Source organism: Rahnella sp. BCC 1045 (assembly GCF_019049615.1).
GTDB classification, from domain to species: Bacteria; Pseudomonadota; Gammaproteobacteria; order Enterobacterales; family Enterobacteriaceae; genus Rahnella; species Rahnella contaminans.
In genome coordinates this window covers 85987-98749 of sequence record NZ_JAFMOZ010000133.1, presented here as the reverse complement: position 1 = coordinate 98749, position 12763 = coordinate 85987, and the positions used below count along the sequence as shown (strand labels likewise).

Genomic DNA, 12763 nt, shown 5'->3' with positions numbered 1-12763 from the left:
ATAAATAAGGTACGCCTTCAATCTGGCACAGGGCTCTCAAACCAACAAGAGGAGGATAAAGTAGTTAAACGGGACAATTCCGACTCACAGACAGAATCTGTGAAGCAGATCAAACCCTCCAGTCTGCCTGCTGGCAGAGCGCGTCCGCTGTGCTAATGTCAGGCATGACCTGCCCGATGAGTGCCTGAAATGCTTTCATTTTCCGTTAATTATCCGGTTAAAGTTCAGAATGGCGGTTTGTTTATTTCCCGCGGAATGGGGACACATCCGACCCGGCAACTCAGTTCGCACGAGCTGATTTACGTTGTGCGTGGCACACTTTCCCTTCAGGAAGAAAATACCCGTTTTGATTTACATGAAGGAGAAAGTTTACTGTTATTTCCCGGCAGGGAACATAAAGGCGTGACGACGTTTGATCCTGAGTTAAAGTTTTATTGGCTGCACTTTGATATTGTGAAAAATACGACAATAATTAAATCACAGCAAATTAATCCCTCTTTACAGCTGGATATTCCACAACACTGTAAGGTCAGAGACACCGAAACATTGTTAACCCTGTTCAGATTATTTTTATATGAGCAGGAGCGCGGCGGAAATTCGCTGGAGCTGTTTCTGATTTTATTGTTGCAGGAAGTCTCCCGCGCCTGGCCTGAAAATCTGGAACCCGGCGGTCCGGGTGTCGCGCTGGCGTACAAGGCACGTGAGCTGATTACCACCCAGTATCATCTGCCGCTCGGGGCCTCTGAGCTGGCAGACCGATTACACTGCAACGCTGATTATCTCGGGCGGGTTTTCCGCCTGACATTTCAGATGACGCTGACGGATGCGTTGCATAAACACCGGGTTGCGGCGGCCGAAAAACTACTGCTAAGTAATACCGGCAATGTTGCGGATGTTGCCCGGCAGACAGGGTTTAACGACGTGGCCTATTTTCGTCGGGTTTTTCGCAAGCTGCTGGGGATTACGCCAGCGGCCTATAAAAAACTCTATTGCCGCGAGCATATTAATTCCCAATAATTTGATAAAACCTTGCGCTAACAATCTCAAAATCCTGAGAAAACTCATGTTAGTATTATCTTCTCCTGATTCTGAAGACAAATTTTGCCCATGACAGACTCCTTTGAATTTCTCAGTAATGTGCCGGTAAATCAGCAGATTTACCGCACTTTGCGTCAGGACATTGTCACCTGTGCCATCGCACCGGGGGCGTTCCTGTCGGAGAAAGAAATTTCCACGCGTTTTAATGTTTCCCGCCAGCCGGTTCGCGAAGCCTTTATTAAACTGGCTGAAGCCGGGCTGGTACAAGTTCTGCCACAGCGCGGCACTTACGTGATGAAAATTTCTTCCAAACGGGTGGCCGACGGCCGTTTTATTCGTGAAGCCGTTGAAACCGCCGTCGTCCGCCGCGCCGCCATGGTCGCGACGGATAAAGATCTCGCGCTGCTGGAGCACAATCTTGAACGGCAGACGCTGGCGGCAAAAAGCCAGCAAACACAGGAATTCCTGTTACTCGACGATGAATTTCACCGCACCATCGCGCAGATTATTGACTGCCGCCTGGCGTGGGAAACCGTCGAGCACATTAAAGCCACGATGGATCGCGTACGGTTTCTGACGCTCAGTAAAGTGTCGCCGCCGGAAAATCTCATCGCGCAGCACTACGCCATTTTTGACGGACTGAAAGCGCACGATCCGGACGCGGCCGAAAAAGCCATCCGCATCCATTTGCAGGAGATGATTTCCACCATCACGCCCATTGCTGAGCAAAACAGCGACTGGTTTGATGCGGAATAGATCTGGCAAAACAGTTTTCCCCGCGTTTTAGCGCAATGCCAACGGGCGGGGTACAACGCGTTTCAGGGAAGTTTGGTCCAGTCCTTCTGCGGATGGTAGAAGGCTTCCGGCGGACCAAATGCGCCAAGTTTATCGTCATCCAGACTGCTGTAGTTCTCTCCACAATATCTCAAATAGCCAACGCGCATATCCACCAGCTCTAGCTCGCGTGGTGTTAACTGAACGGGCTTACCCATAAACTTTTCCTTGTATTCAGACGGTGTAATACGAGACGCCTCGGAAAATTTCGTCATCATGGCTAACGTAATCCGAAAAAGATGCCCGTTTTGCGGCGTAGCCCCAAAATTTGTATGACAACTTGGTGTAAGCTGTAAACCACATCAATATCGTGGATACTTTTATGCCTTCTGCATCCCCCCTGAAAAAAAGCTACTACAGCGCAGATCAGTCGCTGTCCTTATCGCAGCTCGATGTCGAGAAAATCAGCCAGGTCGTGCGCGATCTGGACGTGGCTGAAAGCGAAAAAGAGCACTACGTCACGGGCTGGATGGGTCAGAACAGTGTGGTACTGGTGAGGAATTATCAGGACAAACGCGGGACGTCTAACGGAATTGTCATGTCACGCGGCAACCGCTATAAACTGACCATTCAGGCCATTACCTTCCGCATTCCCAAATTCCTGTTGTGGATTACGTTTCGCCGCAAGCCACGTACCATGACCGTAATTGCTTACAACAAGCTGGGTGAACAGGCTACCGGTCTGCAACAGTTTATGCATATTCAGGAACCTGAGCTGAAAGAGCAGCTGGAAAGCGACTGGCGTGAGCTGAATGATTATCTCGGCATGGCTTGCTGGCAGATGGAGAATAACCAGCCACTGTGGCGCAAGCTGCGTGAAGAAATCACGCCACAGTCGCTGCTGATGCAGGCAGAATCCGCGTGGTTCAGCGGCAAAAAACTGCAAAAAGACGGTGAATGCGAAGGATTGTGGCTGCACGAACAGTTTATCGGGCGTCGTACCGGTGAGCACGCGGCGCTGTTACTGTCGTGGAAAGATGAGGAAAATCAGGATATTGCCAGCTACCGGTTTGAGCGTGTTTCAGCCACGAAGATCCGTGTAATGCTGCGACCGCGCAAAGAAGCGAAATTCTACCCGCTAAACCCGTTTGACGCCGTGCATCTGCAACAGGCGCTGACGATGTATCACCAGGCAGAAGAGGCGCTGAGCGAAACCCAGCGCCGCGCCTGAGCGGTTTACCACCAGCGGTGGAAATGATGCACAGGCCCGATGCCGTGGCCGACTTCCAGTGAGTCGGCCTGCATCAGTGCCTGCTGGAGATAATCTTTTGCTTCGCGTACGGTATCGGCCCAGTTGTTATGCCGCGGTCGCAGTGCCGCCAGCGCGGCCGATAATGTACACCCCGTTCCGTGCGTGTGCCGGGTATTCACGCGCGGTGCGGTAAACCGCTCGCGTGAACCGGTCATAAACAACCAGTCCGGGCTTTCTTCATCACTCAGATGACCGCCTTTCATCAGCACCGCCTCACATCCCATCGCCAGTAACGCTTCGCCCTGTTCACGCATTTCTGCTTCAGTCAGCGCCACCGGGCATTCCAGTAACGCAGCGGCTTCCGGCAGATTGGGGGTAATAATTGAAACCTGCGGAATCAGCAAACGGCGCACGGCATCAACGGCCTCCGGCAACAGCAGCGGATCGCCACTTTTCGCCAGCATGACGGTATCAAGCACCACAAAAGGCGGCTGATAATACTTAAGCCTTTCAGCGACCGCTTCAACAATCTGGCTGTTCGCCAGCATGCCGATTTTAGTGCTGTCGATTCGCACGTCGCTGAGTACGGAATCGAGCTGCGCGGCCACGAAATCCGGCTCAATGTTGTAAACAGACTGCACGCCACGGGTATTTTGCGCCACCAGCGCCGTGATAACGCTCGTGCCATACGCGCCGAGCGCCGAGAAGGTTTTGAGATCTGCCTGGATCCCCGCGCCGCCGCTCGGGTCAGTACCTGCTATGGTCAGGGCATTGACTCTTCTCATCCGATTTTTTCCCCGTTCAGCCACTCTTCGCGCATCAAATACAGGTTATCGAGAAACTCTGGCGTGAAGCTGCCCGGCCCTTTCACCACTGCGCAGGCACGCTCACCGGCACAAGACATGACGCGACATGCCGCGGCAACGTTATCCAGACGTTTGCCGGGCAATGCGGCAAACGCCGCAACAACCGCTGATAACGAACAGCCGGTGCCGACGATGCGGGTCATCATCAGATGTCCGCCGGGAACAGACCAGCTGCGTTCGCCGTCGGTGACGTAATCAGTTTCACCGGTGACAGCCACCACCGCGCCGGTTTCCAGCGCCAGTTGCTGTGCAGCCGGTAAGGCAGACAGCGAATCATCGCCGCTGTCTACGCCACGCCCGGACGCACTCAGGCCGCTAAGCGCACGGATTTCAGAGGCGTTTCCGCGGATGGCGGCGGGTGTAAGTTTGATGAGTTCAAGGCAAAACTCCGTGCGCCAGCTCAGGCCGCCGACGGCAACCGGATCCAGCACCCAGGGTTTTCCGGCCTGATTTGCTGCGTGAATCGCTGCCAGCATCGCCTCAGCATGAGGACGGGTCAGCGTGCCGACATTCACCAGTAAGGCATCGGCCACCGCGCTGAACTGCGCGGCTTCGGCCGGGTCAGTCACCATTGCCGGTGAGGCACCGAGCGCCAGCAGAACATTGGCCGTAAAGGATTGCACCACGTCATTGGTCAGGCAGTGAACCAGCGGCGCGGAGGCACGAAGTTGTCGTAAAGAAGCGGCGGATGTTGCGCCGGGAAACACGGAAGGTCGGGTATTCATAGTTCTCCCCACCGGCGCTAAAGAAGGCGGTATCGGGAGAGATACCTGACTTCCCTACGCTGGCATAATCCAGATCAGGTAATACGGGTAAAATCTCAGCCGTTCTTTTGCAAGAGCGGCACCCCGAGTCAAGGAAGCATTATTGGTGGCGAGCCTGAGAAGGTCAATCAGGATTTTTCGTACAGCGTGTTATTTCGCCGCCGACGCAATAAGGTTAATTTCCAGTAAAACATCGACCAGAAGTTCCACGCAAACTGTTGTCCGGGCAGGATATGGCGCGTTGAAATGTTTTACATACGCCTCGTTAAAGGCTTTGAAATCTTTCTTATCGGTCAGGTAAACATTCACGGAAACAGCATCATCGAGTGTCAGGTTATATTCTTTAAGCGATCCGGCTATTTTCGAAAATACCAAATGGGTCTGCGCTTCAATTCCGGCGGGCGTTGTGCCTTCCGCGGTAATCGGTACTTCGCCGGAAACAAAATAAAGATTGCCGCTTTTACGGACTTTGGGAAAAGGTAAGGTCCCTGTGAGCATAATGAATTCCTCGATTCAGACGTAAAATCAGAAGTTTGATATCAGCAACATGCCGTAGAAAATTAAGACAGCCGCCAGCGTGATATAAACTATCCGTGAATCACGGGGATCCACCGGTTTGTTTTTCTCTGTCATATAAACAACTTAGCTATTGGAAATAAATTAATTGAGAGGACTTAAGCGATAGATTTTAATTAAGATAAATAGTACCTCGCATATACAGCGCCGCTTTGCCGCTGATAATCACCCGATCATTTCCGCTCATTTCACATTGCAGTTCGCCTTTACGCGCACCGCCCTGCCGGGCGTTCATCTGCGTTTTATTCAGACGTTTCGACCAATACGGTGCCAGCGAGGTGTGGGCTGAACCGGTTACCGGATCTTCATTCACCGCCACGCGAGGCCCGAACCAGCGGGAGACAAAATCAAAATTATCGCCCGCAGCGGTGACCACCACGCCACGGGTATCAAAAGCATTGAGCGCTGCGAAATCCGGCGCGAGGGCTTCCAGTGCGGCAGCATCTTCAATCACAATGATAATATCATCGGTTTTAAGCACCGCGGTGATCGGTGCTGTCAGCCCAAGTGCCTGAGTGAGTCCGTCTGGCAGCGTGAAAGACACCGGAGATTTCAGCGGGAAATCCATGTGGAAAACCTCATCCTGGCAGGTCACCCATAAATCTCCGCTGCGGGTAGAAAACCGCAGCGATGCGGATTTATCGCCCAGCGCCTGGCTTATCACCCACGCCGCCGCCAGCTTGGCATGACCGCATAAATCCACTTCGGTGCCCGGCGTGAACCAGCGCAGCTCATAATGGTCACCGTTTTTGACGAAGAAAGCCGTTTCGGAAAGATTATTTTCACGGGCAATATTGCTTAAAACGCTGTCATCCAGCCAGTGAGGCAACGGGCAAACGGCCGCCGGATTTCCACTAAAACTTTGCGATGCAAATGCATCGACCTGATAAATTGATATTTCCATTTCAGACTCCTCACTATAAGTGACCACTATTCATCGCCACCGGATTTCTTAATTTCATCCAGATAGTTGTAGATGGTGTAGCGGGTAACGCCCAGTTTGCTGGCCGCCTTTTCAACGCCGCCTTTGACGATAAACATCCCGCGATCCTGCATAACTCTGACGGCTTCGAGTTTCTCTTTTTTATTCATCGGTTTACCCGCTCGCCCCGACTGAGACAGGGAAGAATCAATGATTTCTTCCATCATGGACCCGAGATCGGTTTGGGAATTTTGCGGCGTATTTTCTGAAGAATACTGTCTGAGCAGGCGCCCGAGCGCCGCATGCGCAATTTCAACTTCACTGAGATCAACGTTGATACACAGGCTGGCAAATGCGACGCCCTCCGCGTCGCGATAAACCGTCGTGGCGCTTTTCAGTTTTGTTCCTTTCGCGGTCACTGTTGTGTAATCCGCAATAACCAGCGGTTCTGAGGATGGAGAAGCCGTATTCCGGGCGTTGAGAAGACCGGCGAATCCTAAATCACCGTCCGGGCCGCTGAACATGGAATCCCCTACCGCCCGGCCAGAAACGTGACCATTGGCAATTTTCAGCACGGAAGACGACGGATTTGCCAGGTCATGAACTACGATTTCGGTATTGTTGCCGATGGCCGCCTCAAGAGCCTCCACGGAGGCGAAGAGCGTTTTCAGAACGAGTGCTCTTTCGGCTGTGGCGTCTGGTGGAATTTTGGGCATGGGTGTTGTAGTCCGCGATTGCATTAGATGCAAACACAATATCAACCGAATGTTGAAATATCAATTTTTTGTTGATTAAATCACACGTGTACCATAAACCAAATTGAACTCCCGCAAAGTCGCTGGCAGTATGGCTCAGTGAAGTGAACGTTCTCTGCCCTCATATTTTCAAAGGAATTCACTCTTTGACATCCCCACTTAACATACGCCCTTACGAAGAAGCCGATCGCCCCTTTTTGCGCACGCTGTACCTGGCTTCACGCAAACAGACCTGGACATGGCTGGAAGACGATTTTCAGCTGGAAGATTTTGACCGTGCGGTCATCGGCGAAAAGATTCTGGTCGCTGAACGGGACGGGCATCTGCTGGGATTTGCCTCTGTTTTTACACAGGAGAATTTCCTGCATAACCTGTTTATCGATCCGCAGTTTCAGGGGACCGGTGCAGGCTCGGCTTTGTTGCACGCCGCCGAGACCACCTTTACCCGCAGAGGCTCTCTAAAATGTCTGGTAAAGAGTACAAATTCAGTTGGTTTTTATCTGTCAAAAGGCTGGATCATTATCTCTACCGGCGAAAGTCCGAAAGGTGAGTATTATCTATTTCATTCACCTTGCAAATAATTGGATCATTAATCATTTGTGCGCATGGCCATTTTTTCGCGATCCTGACTAACATCAATTTTTCTTTGTAGTTAAGAGGTTAAATTCCACAGCGGTGCTATACATACTCTGTCTTCCTTAAAATTTCCGAGGGTACGAATGAAAAAAATAAAACTGATGCAGGCCGCACTGGTGACCGGCGCCCTGTTCCTTGCAGGCTGTACCAGCCATGTAACCCAGAGCGAAAAATTCTCTGGCTTCCTCGGCGATTACTCCAACCTTAAAGAAACCAAAACTGCATCAGGCACACCTGTGCTGCGCTGGATTGATCCTTCCTTTAAAGCGTCAAATTATTCTTACCTGATGTATGAGCCGATCAAATTCTATCCGGAACCACAACCGACTCCACAAATCAGTAAAGAAACGCTGCAGGGTGTGCTGGATTACGCCAACAGCCGCCTGAAACCGGCCATGGGAGAACGCCTGCAACTGACCGATCATGCAGGTCCGCGCACTTTGATTTTCAAAGGTGCGATTACCGGTGTGAATACATCAGCGGAAGGCCTGCAATTCTATGAAGTGATCCCGGTGGCACTGGTGATTGCCGGGGCTGAAACCGCCAGCGGACACCGTACCCGCGATACCGAAGTATTCTTTGAAGGCGAGCTGATCGACGCGAGCACCGGTAAACCGGTCATGAAAGTTGTCCGTAAAGGGTTTGGTAAACAAGTCTCCAACGACACCCAGAAAGTGACCGCCAATGATCTGAAAGTTGTCGTCGATGGCCTGGCGACCGACACCAAATTGTTCCAGTCAAACTAAGTCAGGCGCGTTAGTCAGCATTTTTGAGAGGCAGCCAGAGGGCTGCCTTTTTTATTGATAAGAATACTTTTTGATATCAAATAATGATATCATTTTCATGTTCTGGCGACTCAGCCATTATCGAAGGATCGACTAATCATGAACATGCTTAATAGCGGACACCTGAAAACATTACATCTCATTTTTTCCTTGCCTACATCTTCAGCGGTGGAATGGAGAAAAATGGAAGTTTTGTTTATCGCCTTAGGTGCCAAAGTCAGTGAAGGAAAAGGGTCGCGGGTTCGTTTTGAAATCAATAATGTTGTTGCCTCTTTTCATCGACCGCACCCGGAGAAAGAAGCAAAAATTTATCAGGTGCGTGATGCCAAAACATTCCTTGAGGCTATAGGAGTAAAACCATGAGTACTATGACCTATCAGGGGTATGCTGCAAAAATTGAATACAGCGATGAAGACAAATGTCTCGTCGGTCGTATAGCCGGAATTCAGGATGTCATCGGTTTTCACGCTGATAATGTCACGGACCTTAGGCTTGCTTTCGAAGACGCCGTGGAGGATTACCTGAGCTATTGTTCAGAGCAAGGTCGCGAACCTCAGCGTCCGGCCAGCGGGAAAATAAGCCTGCGTATACAGCCGGAAGTCCATGCAGCAATCAATGTCGCCGCAGAAGTATCAGGTAAAAGTGTCAATCAATGGATTAACGACACGTTGATTCAGGCGGTTCACGACTAAAGCTGTGCGTTGAACATCTTTTTCCTGGCAGCCAGAGGGCTGCCTTTTTTATTTTCTTTATGCCGCTTTCTTCACACCGCACTGCTCATGAATTCCCTTAACCAGATATGCGCCGGGTCGCGGTGCGAGCGTTCGTGCCAGTACATGTGCATCTCAAAACCGGGAACTTTCACGGGCGGTTCGGTAAGGTGCAATGCGGGGTTGCCACGCACCAGACGCTCGGGAAGCATGGAGACTAAATCGGTGGTCAGCAGAACCTGAATGACAAACAGGAAATGCGGCACGGAGAGCACCACGCGCCGCGATAATCCGGTTTCTGCCAGCGAGCTGTCGGTTATGCCCTGAAATCCACCACCATCAGGCGAAACGATCACATGTTCAAGCGAGCAAAACACCGGCATAGTGACGGGCTTCGCGAGCTGCGGATGTCCTTTCCTGCCGACCAGCACATAACGTTCGGAAAACAATAACGTGCTGTGTAAATCCTTGAGCACCGCTTCCCCCGTATGAAATGCCAGATCCAGTTCTCCTCGCTGCATTTTCCGCATAATCCGCACCGGTGATGTCTCAAAAATCGCCAGTTTTGTTCCGGGCGCAACAGCGCGGAATGCCTGGAGCACAGGCAATACAACGGTGGATTCGCCATAATCCGCCGCGCCCAGATTCCAGGTATTCTCTGCCTTCGACGGATCGAAAACGTCACCGGCAGAAACCGCAGACGCCAGAGCAGCCAGCGCCTGTTGCAGAGGTTCCCGTAACTCATCAGCCCGCGCTGTCGGATGCATGCCGCGCGGGCCCGGCAGCAGTAACGGATCGTCAAAAAACTCACGTAATTTAGCCAGCTGAACACTGATTGAAGGTTGCGAAAGGTTCAGCCGCTGCGCCGCCCGCGTGACATTGTGCTCCGCCAGCAGGACATCCAGCGTGAGCAACAAGTTGAGATCGAGACGTCCGAAATTATTCATAACTATACCTGGTATATTTTAAATTCATTTTAACTATACCTGACGGCGGCCTACTCTGCTTTCATCACTTAACGGAGAGTTCGCCATGAATATTTTAATCGTCTACGCCCATCCGGAACCAAAATCTCTGAACGGTTCGCTGAAAGATTTCGCAGTAAAACACCTGGAGGCCGCCGGTCATAGCGTGCAGATTTCTGACCTGTACACCATGCAATGGAAAGCTCCGCTGGACGCCGCTGACAACACATCGCCTTCGACGGACACGCCTTTCAATCCTTCGCAGGATTCACAGCGGGCATTCAAAAACGGGACGCAAAGTCCGGACATCTCCGCCGAGCAGGAAAAGTTAATGTGGGCGGATTCGGTGATTTTTCAGTTTCCGCTGTGGTGGTTCTCAATGCCGGCGATTATGAAAGGGTGGGTGGAACGCGTTTATGCCTATGGATTTGCTTACGGCGTCGGTGAGCATTCCGACACACACTGGGGGGACCGTTACGGAGAAGGTAAAATGGCCGGTAAACGCGCCATGCTGATGGTCACTACCGGCGGCTGGGAACCACATTACAGTGCACGAGGTATCAACGGTTCCATAGACGATTTACTGTTCCCCATCCATCATGGGATCCTGCATTATCCGGGCTTTACCGTGCTCCCGCCGCTGGTGTTCTACCGCACCGGCCGCACAGATGAAGCACGCTTTCATCAGCTTTGCGATGAACTGGCGACCCGGCTGGATACGCTGGAAACCACAACACCAATCGCCTTCCGTCAGCAAAATGGCGGCGACTATGATATTCCTTCACTGACGCTTAAAGCTGAAATCACGCCGGAGAAAAGCGGGTTTGCGGCGCATTTGAAATAACATTCTGAGAGTTTCAGACATAAAAAAACGCCAGCCGATCTTGCGATCCTGCTGGCGTTTTTGTTGCGCTAAATTTTAGATTTCTCTAAAACTTATTCCCACTCAATCGTCGCCGGTGGTTTACCGGAGATGTCATAAACCACGCGGGAAATGCCGTTAACTTCGTTGATGATGCGGTTAGAGCAACGGCCGAGGAAATCGTACGGCAGATGCGCCCAGTGCGCGGTCATGAAGTCGATGGTTTCTACTGCACGCAGGGAAACCACCCAGTCGTATTTACGGCCATCGCCCATCACGCCAACGGAACGGACTGGCAGGAAGACGGTAAACGCCTGGCTGACTTTGTTGTACAGGTCGGCTTTGTGCAGTTCTTCGATGAAGATAGCATCGGCGCGACGCAACAGGTCACAGTACTCTTTCTTCACTTCGCCCAGTACGCGAACACCTAAGCCCGGGCCCGGGAACGGGTGACGGTAAAGCATGTCGTACGGCAGGCCGAGTTCCAGACCGATTTTACGCACTTCGTCTTTGAACAGCTCTTTCAACGGCTCAACCAGACCCAGTTTCATTTCTTTCGGCAGACCGCCCACGTTGTGGTGCGATTTGATGACGTGTGCTTTACCGGTGGCAGAAGCGGCAGATTCAATAACGTCAGGGTAGATGGTGCCCTGCGCCAGCCATTTCACTTCATCCTGCTTACAGGCTTCTTCGTCGAAGACTTCAACGAACACGCGACCGATAATTTTACGTTTGGCTTCAGGTTCATCAACACCGGCCAGCGCAGACAGGAAACGGTCTTCCGCAGCAACGTGAACGATGTTCAGACCGAAACGGTCACCGAACATTTCCAGCACCTGATCCGCTTCGTTAAGACGCAGCAGGCCGTTATCCACGAACACGCAGGTCAGACGGTCGCCAATGGCGCGGTGCAGCAACATCGCGGTGACGGAGGAGTCAACGCCGCCGGACAGGCCGAGGATCACGTGGTCGTCGCCAATCTGCACGCGCAGACGTTCAACGGCGTCTTCGATAATTTTCGCTGGCGTCCACAGAGCTTCACACTCGCAGATATCCATCACGAAGCGCTCGAGCAGTCGCAGGCCCTGACGGGTGTGCGTCACTTCCGGGTGGAACTGCACACCGTAGAAGCGTTTTTCTTCGTTGGCCATAATGGCAAACGGGCACGTCTCGGTGCTGGCAACGGTCACGAAATCAGACGGGATTGCGGTGACTTTATCGCCATGGCTCATCCAGACGTCGAGCAGCGGTTTATTGTTTTCGCTCAGGGCATCCTGAATGTCGCGGATCAGCGCGCTTTCAGTCTGAACTTCAACCTGCGCATAACCAAATTCGCGCTCGTTTGAACCTTCAACATGGCCGCCTAACTGCATTGCCATGGTTTGCATGCCGTAGCAGACGCCCAGAACCGGTACGCCGGCTTCAAAGACGTAATCAGGGGCGCGCGGGCTGTCATGCTCGGTGGTACTTTCCGGGCCGCCGGACAGGATGATCCCGTTCGGGTTGAATTCGCGGATTTGGGCTTCGGTTACGTCCCAGGCCCAGAGTTCGCAATAGACACCCAGTTCACGCACGCGGCGCGCAACAAGTTGGGTGTACTGGGAGCCGAAATCGAGGATCAGGATACGGTGCTTGTGAATATTTTCGCTCATGAGGGGGCGTTTTCCAGAAAGCAATAAAAGCGTTAAAACGGAATATTAATCAGCCCGGAAATATCGGGCTGGGTATAAATTTGTAGTGACTCGATCCAGGCGCTCGCAAGCTAAGGTGAGGCAAGGCGGAAGCTGGCGAAAAAGCGCAGTTTACATGACGTAAACGAGCATTTTGAGCCAGCTTCCAACGCCGGCTCGCCGACGCG

General features: G+C 52.1%; 16 protein-coding genes and 1 riboswitch. Of the genes, 8 read left to right on the top strand and 8 right to left on the bottom strand.

Annotated elements, in window-relative coordinates; all coding sequences use genetic code 11:
* The first annotated feature begins 189 nt into the window (after positions 1-189).
* Positions 190-1017, top strand: coding sequence for an AraC family transcriptional regulator (locus J1782_RS16730; protein WP_193333083.1), 828 nt, complete (start codon positions 190-192; stop codon positions 1015-1017).
* 90 nt (positions 1018-1107) lie between these two features.
* Complete coding sequence (locus J1782_RS16725; protein WP_013574394.1) at positions 1108-1794, top strand: GntR family transcriptional regulator; 687 nt, start codon at positions 1108-1110, stop codon at positions 1792-1794.
* A gap of 62 nt (positions 1795-1856) precedes the next feature.
* On the opposite strand, the gene J1782_RS16720 is transcribed toward J1782_RS16725, so the two are convergent.
* A complete protein-coding gene (locus J1782_RS16720) occupies positions 1857-2090 on the bottom strand; it encodes a hypothetical protein (protein ID WP_217153544.1) in 234 nt (77 codons plus the stop codon).
* Positions 2091-2194: 104 nt separating this feature from the next.
* Between J1782_RS16720 and J1782_RS16715 the strand changes: the two genes are divergently transcribed.
* Positions 2195-3043, top strand: a complete 849-nt coding sequence (locus J1782_RS16715; RefSeq protein ID WP_152324547.1) for a hypothetical protein — start codon at positions 2195-2197, stop codon at positions 3041-3043.
* A 5-nt stretch (positions 3044-3048) separates the two neighbouring features.
* Here the strand turns inward: J1782_RS16715 and thiD are convergent, their stop codons facing one another.
* From thiD to J1782_RS16690, 5 genes are all read right to left on the bottom strand, one after another.
* Positions 3049-3849 (bottom strand): bifunctional hydroxymethylpyrimidine kinase/phosphomethylpyrimidine kinase, encoded by an 801-nt coding sequence (gene thiD, locus J1782_RS16710; RefSeq protein WP_217153543.1) that lies wholly within the window; start codon positions 3847-3849, stop codon positions 3049-3051.
* Positions 3846-4655, bottom strand: a complete 810-nt coding sequence (gene thiM, locus J1782_RS16705) for a hydroxyethylthiazole kinase (RefSeq protein WP_217153542.1) — start codon at positions 4653-4655, stop codon at positions 3846-3848. The genes thiD and thiM overlap by 4 nt, the downstream gene beginning before the upstream one ends.
* A gap of 34 nt (positions 4656-4689) precedes the next feature.
* Positions 4690-4791: riboswitch (TPP riboswitch) on the bottom strand.
* Between the two features lie 53 nt (positions 4792-4844).
* Positions 4845-5192, bottom strand: coding sequence for a RidA family protein (locus J1782_RS16700; protein WP_208950506.1), 348 nt, complete (start codon positions 5190-5192; stop codon positions 4845-4847).
* 190 nt (positions 5193-5382) lie between these two features.
* Positions 5383-6174, bottom strand: a complete 792-nt coding sequence (locus tag J1782_RS16695) for a PhzF family phenazine biosynthesis protein (RefSeq protein WP_217153541.1) — start codon at positions 6172-6174, stop codon at positions 5383-5385.
* A gap of 26 nt (positions 6175-6200) precedes the next feature.
* On the bottom strand, positions 6201-6908 hold the full coding sequence (locus tag J1782_RS16690; RefSeq protein WP_254303098.1) for a transcriptional regulator: 708 nt from the start codon (positions 6906-6908) through the stop codon (positions 6201-6203).
* 185 nt (positions 6909-7093) lie between these two features.
* On the opposite strand from J1782_RS16690, the gene J1782_RS16685 reads away from it, so the two are divergent.
* The 4 genes from J1782_RS16685 to J1782_RS16670 all read left to right on the top strand — a co-directional run bounded on the left by J1782_RS16685 (position 7094) and on the right by J1782_RS16670 (position 9060).
* Positions 7094-7528, top strand: coding sequence for a GNAT family N-acetyltransferase (locus tag J1782_RS16685; protein ID WP_165058474.1), 435 nt, complete (start codon positions 7094-7096; stop codon positions 7526-7528).
* 138 nt (positions 7529-7666) lie between these two features.
* A complete protein-coding gene (locus J1782_RS16680; RefSeq protein WP_165058475.1) occupies positions 7667-8329 on the top strand; it encodes a DUF3313 domain-containing protein in 663 nt (220 codons plus the stop codon).
* Positions 8330-8467: 138 nt separating this feature from the next.
* Complete coding sequence (locus tag J1782_RS16675; protein ID WP_152324555.1) at positions 8468-8731, top strand: type II toxin-antitoxin system HicA family toxin; 264 nt, start codon at positions 8468-8470, stop codon at positions 8729-8731.
* Positions 8728-9060, top strand: a complete 333-nt coding sequence (locus tag J1782_RS16670; RefSeq protein ID WP_165058477.1) for a type II toxin-antitoxin system HicB family antitoxin — start codon at positions 8728-8730, stop codon at positions 9058-9060. The genes J1782_RS16675 and J1782_RS16670 overlap by 4 nt, the downstream gene beginning before the upstream one ends.
* Before the next feature lie 71 nt (positions 9061-9131).
* Here J1782_RS16670 and J1782_RS16665 read toward each other — a convergent pair whose 3' ends face one another.
* Positions 9132-10025, bottom strand: a complete 894-nt coding sequence (locus J1782_RS16665; RefSeq protein ID WP_208950503.1) for a LysR family transcriptional regulator — start codon at positions 10023-10025, stop codon at positions 9132-9134.
* 85 nt (positions 10026-10110) lie between these two features.
* Between J1782_RS16665 and J1782_RS16660 the strand changes: the two genes are divergently transcribed.
* The gene (locus J1782_RS16660) at positions 10111-10887 is read left to right on the top strand and encodes an NAD(P)H-dependent oxidoreductase (RefSeq protein WP_217153539.1); all 777 of its coding nucleotides are present in this window, start codon (positions 10111-10113) and stop codon (positions 10885-10887) included.
* A 92-nt stretch (positions 10888-10979) separates the two neighbouring features.
* On the opposite strand, the gene guaA is transcribed toward J1782_RS16660, so the two are convergent.
* Positions 10980-12557, bottom strand: coding sequence for a glutamine-hydrolyzing GMP synthase (gene guaA / locus J1782_RS16655; protein WP_152324559.1), 1578 nt, complete (start codon positions 12555-12557; stop codon positions 10980-10982).
* Positions 12558-12763: the final 206 nt, after the last annotated feature.